The 17,594-nt window shown below is 37.6% G+C and carries 19 protein-coding genes and 1 tRNA gene; 11 read left to right on the top strand and 9 right to left on the bottom strand.

The window, feature by feature from the left end; all coding sequences use genetic code 11:
* Positions 1–53: 53 nt before the first annotated feature.
* The 7 genes from trxA to EK17_RS06785 all read right to left on the bottom strand — a co-directional run bounded on the left by trxA (position 54) and on the right by EK17_RS06785 (position 6,548).
* Entirely contained in the window at positions 54–374 is a 321-nt protein-coding gene (gene trxA / locus EK17_RS06755) for a thioredoxin (RefSeq protein WP_035588932.1), read from the bottom strand.
* A gap of 99 nt (positions 375–473) precedes the next feature.
* Positions 474–1,016: a GTP-binding protein gene (locus EK17_RS06760; RefSeq protein WP_035588934.1), complete on the bottom strand. Its 543-nt coding sequence runs from the start codon at positions 1,014–1,016 to the stop codon at positions 474–476.
* On the bottom strand, positions 1,016–2,020 hold the full coding sequence (locus EK17_RS06765) for a response regulator (protein WP_035588936.1): 1,005 nt from the start codon (positions 2,018–2,020) through the stop codon (positions 1,016–1,018). Before EK17_RS06765 ends, EK17_RS06760 begins: the two co-directional genes overlap by 1 nt.
* Positions 2,021–2,093: 73 nt before the next feature.
* Positions 2,094–2,169 (bottom strand) — tRNA-Gly (locus EK17_RS06770).
* Positions 2,170–2,246: 77 nt separating this feature from the next.
* Positions 2,247–3,116, bottom strand: coding sequence for an NrfD/PsrC family molybdoenzyme membrane anchor subunit (gene nrfD, locus EK17_RS09090; RefSeq protein ID WP_051904494.1), 870 nt, complete (start codon positions 3,114–3,116; stop codon positions 2,247–2,249).
* A gap of 11 nt (positions 3,117–3,127) precedes the next feature.
* Positions 3,128–3,736: a 4Fe-4S dicluster domain-containing protein gene (locus tag EK17_RS06780; protein WP_035588938.1), complete on the bottom strand. Its 609-nt coding sequence runs from the start codon at positions 3,734–3,736 to the stop codon at positions 3,128–3,130.
* Between the two features lie 16 nt (positions 3,737–3,752).
* On the bottom strand, positions 3,753–6,548 hold the full coding sequence (locus tag EK17_RS06785; RefSeq protein WP_035588941.1) for a molybdopterin-dependent oxidoreductase: 2,796 nt from the start codon (positions 6,546–6,548) through the stop codon (positions 3,753–3,755).
* 832 nt (positions 6,549–7,380) lie between these two features.
* On the opposite strand from EK17_RS06785, the gene EK17_RS09545 reads away from it, so the two are divergent.
* The 11 genes from EK17_RS09545 (at position 7,381) to trpA (ending at position 15,861) form a co-directional block, all read left to right on the top strand.
* The gene (locus EK17_RS09545) at positions 7,381–7,905 is read left to right on the top strand and encodes a prepilin-type N-terminal cleavage/methylation domain-containing protein (protein ID WP_084675114.1); all 525 of its coding nucleotides are present in this window, start codon (positions 7,381–7,383) and stop codon (positions 7,903–7,905) included.
* A complete protein-coding gene (locus tag EK17_RS09280; RefSeq protein ID WP_084675110.1) occupies positions 7,902–8,411 on the top strand; it encodes a prepilin-type N-terminal cleavage/methylation domain-containing protein in 510 nt (169 codons plus the stop codon). The genes EK17_RS09545 and EK17_RS09280 overlap by 4 nt, the downstream gene beginning before the upstream one ends.
* 248 nt (positions 8,412–8,659) lie before the next feature.
* Positions 8,660–8,971: a type VII toxin-antitoxin system MntA family adenylyltransferase antitoxin gene (mntA, locus tag EK17_RS06800; protein ID WP_198018161.1), complete on the top strand. Its 312-nt coding sequence runs from the start codon at positions 8,660–8,662 to the stop codon at positions 8,969–8,971.
* On the top strand, positions 8,958–9,341 hold the full coding sequence (locus EK17_RS06805; protein WP_035588947.1) for an HI0074 family nucleotidyltransferase substrate-binding subunit: 384 nt from the start codon (positions 8,958–8,960) through the stop codon (positions 9,339–9,341). Before mntA ends, EK17_RS06805 begins: the two co-directional genes overlap by 14 nt.
* 434 nt (positions 9,342–9,775) lie before the next feature.
* A complete protein-coding gene (locus EK17_RS06810) occupies positions 9,776–11,170 on the top strand; it encodes an anthranilate synthase component I family protein (protein ID WP_035589090.1) in 1,395 nt (464 codons plus the stop codon).
* Entirely contained in the window at positions 11,145–11,720 is a 576-nt protein-coding gene (locus EK17_RS06815) for an anthranilate synthase component II (protein WP_035588950.1), read from the top strand. The genes EK17_RS06810 and EK17_RS06815 overlap by 26 nt, the downstream gene beginning before the upstream one ends.
* A complete protein-coding gene (gene trpD / locus EK17_RS06820) occupies positions 11,710–12,714 on the top strand; it encodes an anthranilate phosphoribosyltransferase (RefSeq protein WP_035588952.1) in 1,005 nt (334 codons plus the stop codon). The genes EK17_RS06815 and trpD overlap by 11 nt, the downstream gene beginning before the upstream one ends.
* Positions 12,701–13,429, top strand: coding sequence for an indole-3-glycerol phosphate synthase TrpC (locus EK17_RS06825; RefSeq protein ID WP_035588954.1), 729 nt, complete (start codon positions 12,701–12,703; stop codon positions 13,427–13,429). The genes trpD and EK17_RS06825 overlap by 14 nt, the downstream gene beginning before the upstream one ends.
* Complete coding sequence (locus EK17_RS06830; RefSeq protein WP_035588956.1) at positions 13,426–13,998, top strand: phosphoribosylanthranilate isomerase; 573 nt, start codon at positions 13,426–13,428, stop codon at positions 13,996–13,998. Before EK17_RS06825 ends, EK17_RS06830 begins: the two co-directional genes overlap by 4 nt.
* Positions 13,995–15,164 (top strand): tryptophan synthase subunit beta, encoded by a 1,170-nt coding sequence (gene trpB, locus EK17_RS06835; RefSeq protein WP_035588959.1) that lies wholly within the window; start codon positions 13,995–13,997, stop codon positions 15,162–15,164. Before EK17_RS06830 ends, trpB begins: the two co-directional genes overlap by 4 nt.
* A complete protein-coding gene (gene trpA, locus EK17_RS06840) occupies positions 15,157–15,861 on the top strand; it encodes a tryptophan synthase subunit alpha (RefSeq protein WP_051904496.1) in 705 nt (234 codons plus the stop codon). The genes trpB and trpA overlap by 8 nt, the downstream gene beginning before the upstream one ends.
* Here the strand turns inward: trpA and EK17_RS06845 are convergent.
* Both EK17_RS06845 and hisIE read right to left on the bottom strand, forming a co-directional pair.
* Entirely contained in the window at positions 15,847–16,866 is a 1,020-nt protein-coding gene (locus EK17_RS06845; protein ID WP_035588961.1) for a glycosyltransferase, read from the bottom strand. The two genes, trpA and EK17_RS06845, sit on opposite strands and share 15 nt — an antisense overlap.
* Complete coding sequence (gene hisIE / locus EK17_RS06850; RefSeq protein ID WP_035588964.1) at positions 16,863–17,564, bottom strand: bifunctional phosphoribosyl-AMP cyclohydrolase/phosphoribosyl-ATP diphosphatase HisIE; 702 nt, start codon at positions 17,562–17,564, stop codon at positions 16,863–16,865. The genes EK17_RS06845 and hisIE overlap by 4 nt, the downstream gene beginning before the upstream one ends.
* Between the last annotated feature and the right edge of the window lie 30 nt (positions 17,565–17,594).

Consider the following 17,594-nt stretch of genomic DNA (forward strand, 5'->3'; position numbering starts at 1 on the left):
CTAAAAAAATTGTCAAGAAAAAACCCTCACAAGGAGGGTTTAGGGTGGGTTTATTATAAGATCTGTTTTAGTTTTTCTTCGATATACTCTTTTGGGACGGCACCGATTATCTGGTCAACAACCTCACCGTTTTTGAATATCATCAATGTTGGAATGCTCATTATGCCGTATCTTACGGCAATTTCTGGTTCTTCATCTGTATTGAGTTTGCCAACCTTGAGCTTCCCAGCATATTCTTCTGCTAATTCTGCTACAACTGGTGCGACCATTCTACATGGCCCGCACCACGGAGCCCAGAAATCTACAAGCACGGGAATATCGGAGTTTATTACCTCGCTTTCCCAATTGCTTTGAGTGAGCTGTACTTCTGCCATTTTAACCTCCTGAATTTTTGATTGCGTGCTTAATAATAGTGGGCGAGATGTTTTTTGTCAAGAATAAGTAAGCCAACTAAGAGAATAATTTACTGATTTTCAAATTATCTCTTCATCTTCCTCTTCTTCAAGTTGCTCCAAGGCAAGCAGAACTGTGTCCTTGACTTCTTCTTTATTTGTAGCGTTTATTCTAACAATTGGTACATTTGATGGCACTGCAGAGAGGGTTTCCTGTATTAACTCCTCAGGAACATGATTATCAAGATCTACCTTTGTTAAGGCTACTACAGTGGGCAATCTTTTGAGGTTGTAAAATTTTCTATAATATACGGGTATAGATTTGATTGAGTTTTCATCTGTGATGTCAGCTAAGATTATTAAAGCCAATGCGTTTTTAACAAGTAGCGGATATACAAAATCAAATCTTTCCTGACCTGGTGTTGCATAAAGATGGATTACTATATCTTCACTTACCGTTAATCTACCAAAATCCATAGCAACAGTTGTTAAAGCCTTTATTTCTTTTAGTTCCTTTTCACTAACCGGTTTATCTGTTGTTATGGGTTCTATTTCGCTAATCTGTTTGATAAATTCTGTTTTTCCTGAATTAAAACTTCCCGTGACAATTATTTTAAATACCATTACAAACCCCTTATCTTATCAATGATTTTTCTTAAGAAACTCTTTTTTATTTTAACATCATATTTTTGAGACTTCTTAACTTCTTCAAATTCCACCATGTTTAACAGATACATGCATGCAACAGCCTTTAGTTTTTCTATGTCGTTTTTGTTATCGGTAAGCTCATCAATTGTTTTGCCGTTTATCGTTTCATCCATTGCGATATTTTTTGCTATTAATTCAATTTGGCTAATGATATATTTTGGAGCCTTTATATTAATCGTATAGTTACCTAAAGGGATAATTTTATCCAATATGTCTTTGTTGTTTATTTTTTCTACGGCTTTTATAATAAAATCCCTTAAATTTATTTTAAATGTTTTGCTATCTATTGGTAATGATAAAAATTCACTGATATTTAATGGCTCTATCGCCACCTCTATGTTTAGATACTCAAAAATAGAGTAGGGATCGGCAAATGTGGACTCAAGGATGTAAAGGTCAGTTCCCATTGTAAAACCTATTATGCTATCTGAATTGGCTTTGATAATAAATTTCTGGTTGCCTTTTAAGTTTTTAAAGAATGCGTCTATTTGAGTTGTGGTAAATGTTGCAGATTTAACAAAATCCTCTGCTTTGAAGTTTGATGTTTTTATCTTGAGTTTTGCTTCCAGCCCCAATCTCTCCAATGTTTTTATAATTTGCGTGTGGAAGTTAGGTTTTAAAAATGAAATTATGTATGAATCCTCAGGCACTATTTCACCTGGGTCTTTAAATATTAGCACTGCTATAGGCTTTACTTTGGCTTTGTTATATAGTATTTCTGCTAACTTCGATTTTACAACAGAACCTTTGTTGCTACCAATTACCACCACATGAAAATTTATTTTTTCAATCTTTTCAACTGCATCTTTTGGGTTGTCAACAATTTCTGTTTCATAATTGATTTTTTTAAAGATTATGCACATGATGTCAGTAAAAAAAACATCATCGCATACTATTAAGACTTTCTGTAACTCTCCCATTTTTTAATAATGCCTTTCTTAAAAGATTGCTGCCTAAGAATATCTTATATAACTTAGATAGTCAAGGAAAAAATGGAGCGGATGACGGGACTCGAACCCGCGACATCAAGCTTGGGAAGCTTGCGCTCTACCACCTGAGCTACATCCGCATCTGACTTAATTATATTAAAAAAGAAAAAAAAGTCCAGTACCCCACAAAAAGATACTGGACTTGAATGATTGTTGTTTAGCCAGCAAGGCCGTGTGGATACTGGAAGACCCCAGCCCATACAATCAGATACCTTAAAAGGAATCCGCCTACAAGGACAAGTAAAGAGGCAAATACTGCAAGTCCTTTTGATTGTTCTTTTGTCGAGGCATAAGCCTCAAGAATAAGCGGCGTAACAAGACCGAGAGCAACAAAACCGATTGTAAATAGTGGATTGTGTAATAACAATTGAGCAGATGCCATAACAGCTGCATTTCCGAGTCTTGCAAAATCAAAGTAAGCAAAGATGATTAGCAATTCTAATGATATCAAAAAGATATCAAATCCCTCTATAAAGTGGAAGAAGTGGTCGGCTTCATGTGATTTTAAGCCAGCCAATACCCACATAAGCAGCGCACATCCTGTTGAGAATGCACTAACGGTGAAAAGAACTGGTAAAGCAGGTGTATGCCAGAATGGTATACCAACATTTGCGTTGAGTAATAAACCCGTATAGGTTGTTACTCCGAAATTAAAAAACATTGCTGGATAACCCATCCATTTTTTTAATTTGTCTTTTTCAAGAAATGCTGCAATCATGTAAAGTACGCCAAAAATATATGCTCCATTTATAATTACCATACCGCGGGCTATCCATGAATGGGCTATACCTTTTACCCAGAAGGCAAGCAAAAATCTTAGAGGGTTGATGAGATCTAAAACTAACCAGATTAATCCAAAGCTCAATATAGCAAGGCCTAAGGCTGTGGTTCCTATACCAAACCATTTGCCCATCTTGAATCTTAAATCACCCAGTATACCCAAAGCTACTGTTGCACCACCCAATCCACCAAAAAACAGGTAGGTGGCGATAAACCATCCCCATGTATGCTGTTGTACTAAATCCATTTTTTACCTCCTTACTTAATGTAATAAACCTTTGGTTTGCAACCCATATATTCACCAAGAGGTTTGGCTTTACCGCTGTTTACAAGCTGGGCTGCTTCACTATTTGGATCATCTAAATCGCCAAAAATTCTTGCATGTCCCACACATGTTGCAGAACATGAAGGCTCAATACCTTCTTCTAATCTATCAACGCAGAAGGTGCATTTATCAACATGAACCTGATGATGTCGTGCATCCTCACCAAAGTAGTATTCATCCTTTTCCAGGTCTTCTTTTTCGTATTCGTATCGTGCATCGTATGGGCATGCCTCAATGCAGTAGCCACAACCCAGACATAGATCATAATCTATCAATACGATGCCGTCCTTGTTTATATAGGTTGCTCCTGTTGGACAAACCGAATGACAGGGTGGGTTTACACAATGCATACATATTGTAGGGAAAAATGTTTTCTTTACTTCAGGGAATTTTCCATCTTCTAATTCTGTGACTCGCGTTCTCCATTTCCCTTTAAAATCCTCAGCCCAGAACGGGGTTTGATTCCACTGGGAGCAAGCTGCCATACAGGCTCTGCACCCCAGGCAGGCTGTTACATCCATCACCATTCCATATCTGGCCATTTTCTATCCTCCGATCTTATATTTTTCTGACCTTTACTGTAAACTGACAGCTCAACGCTGCAGCAGTAACAGGCCCCAATCTATATGGAATTATTTTACCTAAATCTACACCTTTGCCTGATGCGTATGTGAGTCTTGGGTTGTCAAGACCAAAGTCGCTCATTGTGTAGATTGTATCTTCTCTAACCTGTTCAGTTATATGAACAAACGATGTTATTTTTTGACCTGAAACAGTGTTTTCTACCTCGATTTTGTCTCCCTCTTTTAAGCCTAATCTTACAGCGGCTTTAGGATGCATCCAGAAACCATAATTTTCTGCAGCATGCCTTGTAACAAGTGAATGTAGCAGAGGATTGTCTGCTGTTGTAAGGTATGTCATCTCAGGTACTTTTCCAAATGTGAAGAAGAATTCGTTTCCGGTTGGCTTGAAGTCTCTTGGAGCACCTTTTCTATATTCAAATGGAATAAATGTCAGTATTGGATGCCAGTGCGGATCTACTCCATATTCATGGTTGAAGTGTGCAAGTAGCGTTGAGTAAATCTCTACCCTTCCTGAGAAAGTTGGAACGGGCAGTTTATAGGGCATGCCAGCTTCTTCAAGCAGTTCTTCTTTTCTCTTTAGTATTAAAACGCCTTTTTCTTCCAACGTTTTTTCAAGTTGTTCGGGTGTCATGTGAAGTTTTTTACTTACAGAATGCAGGCCTGCATCTCTAAATGCTTTGTACATCGGTTTTTTGCCTTTCCATGCAAGTGCGAGTTCCTGCATTGTTTTTCCCATATCCCAGCCAGTAAACTGGCTTACAATCATTGCAGCAGAACCATAGTCTCCACCGCGTTTGCCAGCCATTGCATTTGAGATCATGCAGAATACTTCATCACCACCCTTTGTATCACCGATCTGGCTGACACTTGGAAATCTCGTTCTCAATGCAAGATCCGTATTTGGACCATCAGCCCAGATACCGCTGTATTTCTCAAGATATGTTTTATCAGGTAAAATAACATCGGCAAATTTCGCCATATCGGATGGCAGGATCTCATTTACAACAAGTAGTTTGAGATTTGGATTGGTGAATGTTTTTACCCATGTTTGATATCCATAATAATCTTTTAGAGGATTGGTTGAATAAACATAGGCAAACTTGATTTGATATGGTTTGCCGTTCCAGGAAAGTTTTCCTTCAACAGCTTCTTGAAATCCCGCGTTTGTAAACAATGAGAAAGGTATGCCTTTTTTACCCTGTTTTTTAAGATAATCGAAGTATGCGCGAGTGAAATGAGGATAATTTCTAAATAGAGGAAATTGGCCGGAATACATCATACCCTCAAGTTTACCAATAACGCCCAATAAACCTGGAGCCATTGCCGTTGCCATCATTAAAGACATTGGATTGTTGAGTTTGCCAGACTTGTATGCTTCGTAAAATTTCTCAATGCCTTCTCTATCTTCTGCAGAATATAGCCAACCACCGTCTTTATCGATGCCACCAACAAGCACATTGATAATTGCAGCAGCTTTTCTTTGCTGGACAACATCTTCGTATCTTCCATCCATCCATCCGGGATGTACTGTTGCTGGTCTAATGGTGCCCAGCATGTATGCTGTTTCTTCTATATCTTTAGGATCAATACCACAGTATTTTGCAGCCCACTGGGGTGTTGCATGTCTAACTGTTTCCCAGAGATAATCAAAAGCTGTTTTTGCCGGTTTACCCTGGAATGTTAGTCCTTTGGGAGCAAATAGAGCTGGTTTTATAGGTCTGTTTCCTATGTTATCGTTTGTGAAGCCATCAACCTCAACAACCTGTTTTGAGATTTCATCATAAACATAGTATTTTTGAGCAAATGGAAGTTGATGTGGATCTGTATTTTGACCAAATGCCTCAACTGTGCCGTTTTCTTCAAAGATTAGGAAAGGAGCGTTTGTATGTCTGCGCAAGAATTCATCTTCATACCATTCATTTTTAATGATTAGTCTGATAACTGCCATCAAAAATGGCAGGTTTGATCCGGGTTTGATGGGGATCCATTTGTCTGCTTTTGCTGCTGTTTCGCTGAGTCTCGGGTCAAGGGCTATTACCTTCATACCGTTTTTTCTACCCTTTGCAAATCTAACAGCTCTTGATGTTGAAATACCTGCAATAGCTGCATTGCTGCCCACGATGAGCATAACCTTTGTATTATCCATGTCTACTAATAGCTCGTCATGGGTTATCATTGTACCAACTGTTACATCAGCACCTGCATGCTCTGACATGACGCACTGTTGCATTGGGGAACCTATAACATTGGGACTCCCGATTGATGCCATGAATGCAAAAACGCCAAGTTTTTCATAGGCACATGCTCTCTGACCTGCCAAAATAGCAAACTCATGAGGTTGAACATTGTTTTCCTGGATTTTTTTCTTTATGTATTCTTCAACCTCTTTCCATGTGGCTTTTCTAAATTTCCACTCGCCTCTTTTTGAGCCTTCAACCCTAATCAAAGGATATTTAATTCTGTCAGGGTTATAAACCGTTCTGATACCAGCCTGACCCCTTGCACATATTCTACCCCTGTTTAGTGTTGATAGATTATTTCCGTCGATTTTCTGAGGTTTTTTAAAGTCACCATCAACCCTTGTTCTTACCTTGATGTCGCATGCTGTTGAGCAGAAGCTACAGATGTTTGGGTAATACTTGATCGTGCCTTTGGGTTTTTTGTAGTGAGGGGTGTAGAGGCCGGCTTTTGCAGACGGTCTAAAAAAGAGCAGCCCACCACCAACCAGCGAAGAGAGTTTTAGAAAGTTCCTTCTATTCAACGAGATCATAGCTAACCTCCGCTAAAGCCTAATAAATTAAAGTAAATAACCAAATCCTATTAACTTTTCTTCTTTTTCAATCTGCCTAATTATATACTTGTTGAATTTAAAGTCAAGCTGGACAAAAAATAAACACAAAACCACGAACCGATAAGGAAAATTGACTTGCGTTTTTGATTGCTTAAAGACAAAAGAAATTTGAAGAATAGCAATACTTAGAAAAAAGAACTATTTTTTACCTTTTCTACCTCAAAACCCACAATATTTCTCTTTTTCTTACTAAACTCCATACTGATAAGGTATATCTCATTAAATCGACCTGTATATTTCAATGTTGATTTTTAAACAGCTGTTACTTGCCTGGCTTTTGGTCAGTCAAAAATTAAGAAAGAAGTTGATTTTAAAGCATCGATTTTAGTTAGCTACCAAAACCAGTAGGTTTTTTTATCTCAATACTCTGTTTATCTTTGTTCTTTTTTCTTGATAAAAAAGAACCAAAAAATAGGCTAAAACTAAATTTGCTAAAATTCTGCACAGATAGGCTAAAAATGATAAACTCGTTTCACTCAAACATATCATTTTCTTAACGCCTATCTGTTTGAATTTCTATACGCAAATTGAGTGATGCCTGAAAAATATAACACAATTATATAATCAACTTGACATTTTGCTGTTTTGTGGTATAAATTAAATTAGATGTAATTTAAAAAAAGGGGAGGTGAGAAAAGAATAAATACAATTTTAAGTCAAAAGGTTGGCATTTGTGGAGGGTTTTGTAGTGTTTGAGTTTAACAAAAAAAGAAAAAAGGAGGTTTAAATGGTTAGTCAGATGAGAGAAAAGGTGAAGGAGCAAAAGGGTTTTACACTCATTGAGCTGCTTGTGGTAATTGCAATTATTGCAATTTTAGCAGCCATAGCAATTCCGCAGTACAACAAATACAGGGCAAATGCAATGTTGAGTAATGTGCAAGAGTTTACTAAATCTATAGCAACTCAAGCAGTTTCATTGGCTACTACAGCAGGTCAAAATCCAAGTTGTTCAAGTGCAACTATGTTTGTAGTAAAATACAGTAACAATTATCTAGAGGCCTATACATATGATGGCACAAATGAAGGTTCTACTGTCTGTGATAAAGTTAATATTAAAAAACCAGGTTGGGCAGATGAAATAGTATTAAATGACGGCAGTAGTGATGGTCGAGTCATCTTGAAAATTGACAATGGAACAACAGTGAATATAGAGGATTACGTGGGTGTAAAATCTAATTACGATATGGGAGGATATAAGTTTGGATGCAAAATATCAGGAACAGTTGGTAACATAGAAGATTTTGATAATTCCACTTATTTATGCCACATTAAATGAAAATTGCATGTAGTAACGGTATAACACTTATAGAGCTTCTTGTTGTTATAGCGATAATGGCCATTCTGGCCATTATCGCTATTCCCCAATACAACAAATATAGAGCAAACGCAGCATATACAAAAATTCAAACAAATCTTAATACAGCTAAAACATGGGCTGAAAACATAGTGGCAGATGAGGAAAAGTTTCCAAATGGTGTATGTGATGCAACAGGTTACTCTGGCACTGGTTCTATAAAATGCTCATATTCACCAGATAACGATACAATTTCAATTGATGCAAACGGCGATTTGAAGGTTGATATTCCGCTGAAAATTACATTTGAGAGAGATAATGGAACCTGTGGAAAAATTATTGTGTTTTGTCCAAAAAACAGATGTTCTGGTTTAATGAATCACAACAACAGCAACGGAGCAACTATTTGTACAAATACCTGCGATAACCCTGAAGTTATAAAGGAAGATACAAATATTCACGGCGTTATAAACGGGGGTTGTTCTTAAAAATAGATGATTAAATTCTGCATTTTATTTTAACATACCTATAATTTTAATATTTCCAAGTCTCACTCAACTGCTCCTAAAAATTCAAGCAGATAGGCGTTAAGAAAATGATATGTTTGAGTTAAACGAGCTTATCGTTTTTAGCTTATTTTTTTATTCTTTTTTACCAAGAACAAAGCAGAGAAACACCCAACACCATCCTGCTTAACATGGCAAAACTATTGCGTTTTCTACCCGTTTAAACTACAATGGAAAAAATGCGGACAAAAGAAGACAAAGCTCAAAAATATATTAAAAGAATTGCGGAGATTATAAAGAGTTATAATCCCGACAAAATTATACTTTTTGGATCAAGGGCAAAGGGATACAATAGAAAAAACTCAGACATAGATATTGCTGTTGATTTAAAGCTAAATTTTAGAGAAAAAAGGAAGTTAAAAGAACAGATTGATAAGGCAAGTGGGTTATACGATATTGATTTAGTTTTTCTAACAGATATTAATGAGGATTTTAAAAACATTATTCTAAAGGAGGGCAGGGTGTTATATGAAAAAAAGTGAGGTTTTGCTAAAAATAAATACATTTGAAAAAGCCTTAAATAGACTAAAAGAGGCTGTGAACCATGCAAAAGATGATCTTGATAAAGATGGCGTTATCCAGAGATTTGAGTTTACCACAGAGCTGCTATGGAAAACATTAAAAACTATGTTGCAATTTCAGGGCATCGATTGTTATTCACCAAGAAATTGCATAAAGGAAGCTTTCAAAGCAAACATAATAGACGATGATGAAATAATCCTTGATATATTAGAAGATAGAAACCTTAGCTCTCATTTATATGATCAGAGGCTGAGTGAAGAAATTTTTCAAAGGATTAAAGATATATATGTTAGTTTTTTAGATAATCTGAATTTATCAGAGAAAGTTTAGCAAATTTAGTGGGACTGTCCCCTAAACTGTGTAAATTCTATCATGCAAGCCTCTCTTCAAATATAATAGATAGTTAACCATCTAATTCAGTAGTTTCTGATTTGAGATCTGCCGCAGCCATATACTCAATCAGGAAAAAGCTATAGACTTAAACAGAAAAAAGGTTGGTATTCTTGACTTCTGCAAAATTATTTGATAATAAAGACACGATGAGTCAAAGAGCTGGTTTGAATGTTGTTATAGAACGCAATAGCTGGTGGTGGGGTAGCATGAGGTAGCTACCCTGCCTTTGTATTTTTGGCCGTCTGTTTGAAGGTCGGTTGGCGGGGTGGCCAGCAGATCCTTCAGGCAGGCGGCTTTTTTATTTGGCTAAGCCGTCTTCGGGTGGACCTGCTGGCTGCCTGAAGGCGGCTTTTTTGTTTTGGGAGGTGTTTATGGTTGATTTTGATCGTTTTTCTTTGGCATTTGATGAAGGTTTTGATGGCATTGTGGATTATGAGGAGATTGAGGGTGATCTTGATACTCCTGTCTCCATACTTGCCAGGCTGCTTGACCATGACAATCTGTTTCTGCTTGAGTCAGCCAAAGAGGATAAAACCTACAGCAGGTTTTCGTTTCTTGGATTTGATCCCGAAGATATTCTGCCTGTTTCAGGTTCTCAGATGTCGTTTAACAGCTACAGACTCTTTAAAACTGCCAATTTGGGTGATTTTTCTGGGGGATGGGTTGGCTGGTATGGCTTTGAGGCAGTGGAGCTTTTTGGTCTGTTGAGGAAACCTCTTACTAAAAAGCCATCGTCGTATGGCGTGTTTTTTAAGGTTGATAGGTTTTTGGTGTATGATAACTATACAAACAGGCTCTATGCAGCTGTTTGCTATTTTTTTGATAAAAATAAGCCGATTAATGAGAATTTTATCGAATTCAAAAACACCTTCTTTAAATTTCTGCAAAAGATAAAGACATTAAAAAACGGCTATACAGCAAAACAACAGAAAGCAACCTTAGAGGATTTTATGTTTTCAAAAGATGAGTTTGTCAAGCATGTTGCATACATTGTTGATCAGCTAAACAACGGTGAGGCTCTGCAGGTTGTTTTGAGTAATTTTTTAAGCTTTAGCGGTATAGATCCGTTTGATTTTTACAGGAAATTGCGCCGCATTAATCCATCGCCATATATGTTTTATTTTAAAAACAGGGATTTAAAACTTGTGGGCTCATCACCTGAGATACACCTGCGCATAAGAAACAATGTTGCAACAATCAGACCCATAGCAGGCACAAAACCAAAAACAGACGACATTCAAAAAATCAAACAACAACTGCTTGAGGATGCCAAAGAAAGGGCAGAGCATATCATGCTTGTTGACCTTGCACGAAACGACCTTGCAAGGATTGCACCAATTGGCAGTGTATCTGTTACATCATTTATGAAACCTGAGGTTTATTCTCATGTTATCCACATTGTCTCGAATGTTGAAGCAGATATCAGGGATGATTTATCGCTTAACGATGTAATTGCAAGTAGCTTTCCTGCAGGTACATTAAGCGGTGCTCCAAAGGTTAGAGCGATTGAATTTATCGATGAGATTGAAACAAAACCCCGCCAGGCATATGGCGGTTGCATCGGTTATGTGGGTTTTGATGGAAATGCCGATTTAGCCATTACAATCAGAACGGCCATTTTTGAGGGTGGCATAGCAAGGCTTCAGGCTGGTGCAGGCATTGTGGCTTACAGTAATCCAGAGAGTGAATATTTAGAAACTATAAATAAGCTAAAGGCTCTTTTAAGAGCAGGAGGTGTTGATGATAGTTTTGATAGACAATTATGATTCTTTTACCTTTAACCTCTATTCATATTTAGGCTTTTTTGAGCAAATACGGGTTTTAAAGAATACTGAAAGCTTAAGCCTATTAAAAAACATCAGCGATTTGAAGGCTATAGTTATCTCACCCGGCCCTTCTCATCCAAAAAATGCAATGCTTAGTGTGGATGCTGTTGAATTTTTTGGTGGCAGGTTGCCGATCTTTGGCGTCTGTCTGGGTATGCAGGTTATAGGTTTTGTTTATGGATTTTCAATAAGAAGGGCAAAAACAGTTATGCACGGCAGGGTTGATAAAATACAGATTATTGAAAATAGCGTGATTTTTGAGGGCATAAATGAAACATTTGATGCTACACGCTACCATTCGTTTGTTGTTGATGGTTCTGGGGATGGGTTTAGCAAAACAGCAATCTCTTTGAGTGATAATGAAACTATGGCCATAGAAAATAGTAATCTAAAAATCTACGGCGTCCAGTTTCATCCGGAATCCTATACAACACAGTTCGGGCTGCAAATAGTAAAAAATTTTATAAAGGGGGTTTGTCATGTTGACTGAGGCTATTGGAAAACTAAAACTTAATGAGAATCTTGATTTTGATGAGGCTAAAACCGCATTTGAGGAGATTGTTTCTCAAAAAGCAAAGTCTGAGGATGTTGCAGAATTTTTGAGTTTACTTGCCGATAAAGGTGAAACAGCAGAGGAGATTGCAGCGGCTGTAAGTTGCTTAAAATCCCATGCTTTACTGGTCAATACGGGGTTTAATTTGCTTGATACATGTGGCACAGGTGGCGATGGCAAATCAACTTTCAATATATCTACGGCTTCTGCTATTGTTTGCAGTCTGTTTGTAAAGGTTGCAAAGCACGGCAACAGGGCTATTACATCAAAAAGCGGCTCAGCAGACCTGCTTAATGAGCTTGGCATTCCTACTCAATTGAAACCCGATGAAGCTTTAGAGTTTTTAAAGCGCAACGATTTTGTTTTTCTGTTTGCCCCTGTTTATCATCCTGCCGTTGGAGCTGTGGCAGAGGTTAGAAAACAATTAAAGAGAAGAACGATATTCAATCTCATTGGACCACTTCTAAATCCGTTTGAAGCAACATCACAGCTTATAGGCGTTTTTAGCAGGGAATTTCTGGCAAGGATGTTTGATGCAACAAGGATAATAGGTATGAAAAATGTATGCATGGTAAGCTCCTTTGACGGACTTGATGAGATAAGCATAGCCTCAAAGACAAAGTGCTTGATAAGGAAAAACGATGTTGAAGAAATGCTTGTATTTGACCCAGAGGAGTTAAATATATCGGGAAGCCTTGAAGATATAAAGGGTTTTGATGCAAAAACAAACGCAAAGCTGCTTATTGAAACATTTGAAGGGAAACATGAAAAATTAGCAGACGCAATAGCCCTCAATGCTGCTTTTGCCCTGTTTGTTGCAGGTGTGGCCGAGTCTGTTGAGGAAGGCTTTAGAGTTGCAAAAGAGGCGATTACAAAAGGTAAAGCCCTTGAAAAACTTTTGAGTCTGAGGATGAAAGATGAGGCTGCTTGAGCAGATATTACAATACAAGAGAGAGCAAATAAATCACTTAACTATCGATAAAAAACGCAATAGGCCCATTTTTAGGCTAAAGGATTTCTTTAAAGCGGGTCAGGTTAATATCATTGCAGAAATTAAACAGTCATCGCCTTCTTTTGGAGCGTTTAAAATCGACCCTTTTTATGTTGCAAATATATATCAGAAATATGCAAAAGGCATCAGTGTTTTAACAGATGATAGATTTTTTGGCGGTGGTTTTGAGCTTTTAGAAAAGCTTTCTGGCGTTAACCTGCCCATACTTGCCAAGGATTTTTTTATCGATAAAAAGCAGATCGATAAAGCCTATAGCTGCGGTGCAGATATTATTTTGCTCATTGTGAGGATTCTCGATAATGAAAAACTGCTTGAGCTTTACGATTATGCAATACAATTGGGTCTTGAGGTGCTTGTTGAGGTGCATTCTCTTGATGAACTTAAAAGGATAAAGCCGCTAAAGCCTGCTGTTGTTGGCATAAACAGTAGAGACTTGGATAGTCTTTCGATAAGCCTAAAAAGGGCAAAAACCATTCTTAAGAATGTAGATTTTGAATGCATTAAGGTTGCAGAAAGCGGCATTAAAACAAAAAAGGATATAGAATTTTTTGGAACTTCTGCAGATGGATTTTTAATAGGTGAGGCTTTGCTTGAAGGCGATGTTGAAGAGAAATTCAGGGAGTTTTTAGGATGAGGGTTAAATTTTGCGGAATGACTAACCTTGAGGATGTTGGTTTTGCTGCCAAACTGGGTGTGGATTTTGTGGGTTTTGTTTTTTTTAAGAAAAGCAAGCGTTTTGTTGAGCCAGAAAAGGTAAAACAGATCCTGTCAAGGCTTCATACAAAAGTAAAGACGGTTGGTGTTTTTGTTGGGCAGTCAAAAGATGAGATTGTTGATATTATGAATTATTGCATGCTTGATTTTGCACAGGTTTATGAGGATTTTGATTTGCCTAATGCTATCAGGGTTTATCGCATTAAAGATAAACTGCCTGATGTTAAAAAGGATGGATTTATTCTGTTTGATTGTTATGTGGACTCTTTTGGCGGGGCAGGGAAAAGTTTTAACTGGGATTTGCTTGATGATGTTGATTTTAAAGACAGGCTTTTTGTTGCAGGAGGCATAAACGCTCAAAATGTTTTAAAGCTCAAAGAAATGGGTGTTTTTGGTGTTGATCTTGTAAGCTCAATTGAAGAGTATCCATCTAAAAAGAGTTTTAAAAAAATGGAAGAATTTATGAAGGCTGTTAGAGGTGAACAATGAAGGGTTACTATGGTCAATACGGTGGTCGATTTGTTTCTGAGACATTAATAAGAGCGCTTGATGAGCTTGAAGATGCGTTCAAAGCATTTAAAAAAAACAAAGAGGCTATAAAAGATCTCAATTACTACCTTAAAAACTATGCTGGCAGGCCAACACCGTTATATTTTGCCAGTCATTTAAGCAGGCATTTGGGTGTAACAGTTTTTTTAAAAAGGGAGGATCTGCTCCACAGCGGGGCTCATAAGATAAACAACACACTGGGTCAGATTGTGCTTGCCCGTTTTATGGGCAAAAATCGCATAATAGCAGAAACAGGTGCAGGTCAGCACGGTGTGGCAACAGCAACGGCAGCTGCTTTGTTTGGAATGAACTGCAAAATCTATATGGGTGAGATTGATGCGAAAAGACAGAAGCATAACCTTTTGAGAATGAAGCTTTTGGGCGCTGAGGTTGAAGTGGTTAAAAAAGGCTCAAAAACACTGAAGAGCGCCATTAACGAGGCTTTAAGGGATTGGGTCAAAAATGTCAAAACCACCCATTATTTGATTGGTTCTGTTGTCGGGCCTTATCCATTTCCCGAAATTGTGACATACTTTCAATCGGTTATATCAAAGGAGGCAAAAAGGCAGATTAAGAATTTTATTGGCAGGTTGCCTGATGCTGTTATTGCCTGCGTGGGTGGTGGAAGCAACGCAATGGGGATCTTTAATAATTTTGTAAAACATAGAGAAGTCAAACTCGTGGGTGTTGAGGCAGGTGGAAAAGGCTTAAAAGAAGGATTGCACTCAGCTACATTAACCAAAGGCAGGGCAGGAATTCTGCATGGCTGTCTAAGTTATCTTTTGCAGAATAGCGATTGTCAGGTGGCAGATGTTCACTCAATTGCAGCAGGTCTTGACTATCCCGGTGTGGGGCCGATGCATAGTTTTTTTAAGGATACAGACAGAGTGGAATACGGCGTTTGTTTTGATAATGAGGCTTTGGAAGCCTTTAGACTTTTAAGCAGGCTTGAGGGAATCATACCTGCACTTGAGAGCTCTCATGCTTTAGGTTGGCTTGTTAAAAATGCTGATAGATTTAAGAATCAAACGGTGATTATAAATCTTTCAGGCAGGGGCGATAAGGATCTGGGTATTATTGAAGATCTGGAGGAGATAGATGTGTAAAATTGGCATATATCTTGTTTGCAACTATCCAGATAAGGATAGTTTTATAGAAAATGTAAAGATGTGCGAGCGCTATGGGATAGATTTTTTAGAGATAGGTTTGCCGTTTTCAGATCCTGTGGCAGATGGAGCTATAATAGAGAAGGCATCAAATGAGGCATTAAAGAGATATTCAGCTAATGATTTTTTTGAATCGATAAAAAAATCAAGAGAGATTTTTGATGGCAGGCTTTATATCATGACCTATGCAAATCTTGTTTTTGGCTGCGGTATAGAAACTTTTGCGCAACGCTACAGGTTTATCGATGGTGTGATTATTGCAGATGTGCCGTTTGTAGAATCAGAAAGATTTAAAGCTGTTTTTGATAAGTTCGATACAGGCTTTGTGTATTTTACAACACCAGAGAGCAGCTTTGAGACATTAAAAAAGATTAAACAAAAAACAAATGATTTTATCTATTTTGTTTCAATAAGGGGCACAACAGGCGGTGAGTTTGGCTTAGATGAAGATAGCATAGAGAGGTTAAAATTTTTAAAGGGTGCAAGGCACGGTGTTGTTGTGGGTTTTGGCATCAAGACAAAGGAGCATATAAAGAAAGCCTGCAGTTATGCAGATGGTGTTGTGATAGGCAGCAGGGCTGTGGAGATGGCTCAAAAGGGTCAGTTTGAAAAGTTTTTGATCTCAATTAAACAGTGAGTCTACATCGAGCCGATATTGATTAGATTCATTTATTGCAGCAGTTGACATTTCTTTTAGTTCATTAGCTTTTAAAGCCATCCTTTTTATGGCATCTGCAAGGCTATTCTCATCAGGTGGGACCACGATGCTAAAGGATGGCTTTGCCACCTCTTTTAAGCATCCAACATCCGTGGTTATTATGGGTTTGGCTGTTTGTAAGAATTCAAAAAACACGCGTGGAATCACCTCACTATCTATGCTGCTTATAACTCCCACATCAAATCCGTTTACTATTTCGTTTATATCGGTTCTTTTTGTGTCAATTATTATAATTCTATCTTCAATATTATTTTGCTTTGCAATAGCTTTAAGTTGAGTGGTTTTTATTCCCTCCTCTCTGCCTATTATTACAAGAAACGCATTGTGTATATCAGCCTTTGCAAAGGCTCTTATAAGCATATCAAAACCTTTGACCCTATCGAATCTTCCCACAGCACCAAATACAAAATAGCCATCAAGCCCAAGTCGCTCTTTTGCTTTTTTACCACCCTCCTGGGAGTAAAAAAATACAGGGTTATAGAAGTGTTGAAAAACAACGGTTTTTTCTGCAATTGCTCTGAGAATAAAGCTTTTTAGGTAGTTACATGGAAGAATTAATTTATCGATACAGCCTGCTGGCGTTTTGAGTGTTTTTTGCTCACCAAAGATGCGATACACTTGAAAATTCAGTGTCTTTTTTAACAGGCAGGCAAGCAGGGTTGCATCCCCTCTTATTGTAACAACTACTTCAGGATTTATGTTTTTGAGTGTTTCTTTTAGTGAGTTAAAACCAGAAAATGTTTTAAATGGATTTTTGTTTCTCAGTGCTTTGATGGTGTGGATGTGTTTGAATTTTTTTGCGACATAACTGTTTTCAACACCAACTAAAACGGCTGTGTGTTTTTTTAGATTCTGTGCAATTCTAAGAGAATAGCTTGTAAGAGCGCTATCCCAGATTTCATCAAGCACAAAGGCTATTTTCATTGTCTTGTTTCTTTCTCAAACTTCCCTGATATGCCAAATCTTCGTGAGAGTTCCTCCAATACTGCCTCAGGTGGTAGCTCTTTTTGTGCAAATAAAACAAGCAGGTGAAATATTAAATCAGCAGCTTCATATACTATCTCGCTTTTTTCGTTGTTTTTTGCAGCTATTATAACCTCAGCAGTCTCCTCTGCCACCTTTTTTAAGATTTTATCATCGCCTGTCTTAAATAGGGTTGCTGTGTATGAGTTTTGCGGTAGTGTTTGTTTTCTTTCAAGTAAAAGATTGTAGATTTTTCTTAAAATATCATGCTTTTCTTCAAGATCGTAAATTATATCATCACCCTCGATCACAGGGGCTATTTCTCTGATTGAGCCGCGGTAATATTCCCTGAAAAAGCAGCTTCTGTGGTTTGTGTGGCATGCAGCGCCTTTTTGTTCAACAACATACATCAGGGTATCCTCATCGCAATCAAACAGAATTCGCTTTATCTTCTGCGTATGACCGCTTGTTTCGCCCTTTTTCCAGAGTTTTTGGCGGGATCTGGAAAAATAATGCGCAAAACCGGTTTCTATCGTTTTTTTTACCGCTTCTTTATTTGCCCAAGCAAGCATCAAAACCTCATTGTTGTAAAAATCCACTACAATGACCGGTATCAAGCCGCGATTGTCAAACTTTAACATATTCAAAAAATTTTCCATTCTACAACCTCGCTTTTATACCAATATAAA

The sequence above is a fragment of the Hippea jasoniae genome (assembly GCF_000744435.1).
Lineage (GTDB): Bacteria > Campylobacterota_A > Desulfurellia > Desulfurellales > Hippeaceae > Hippea > Hippea jasoniae.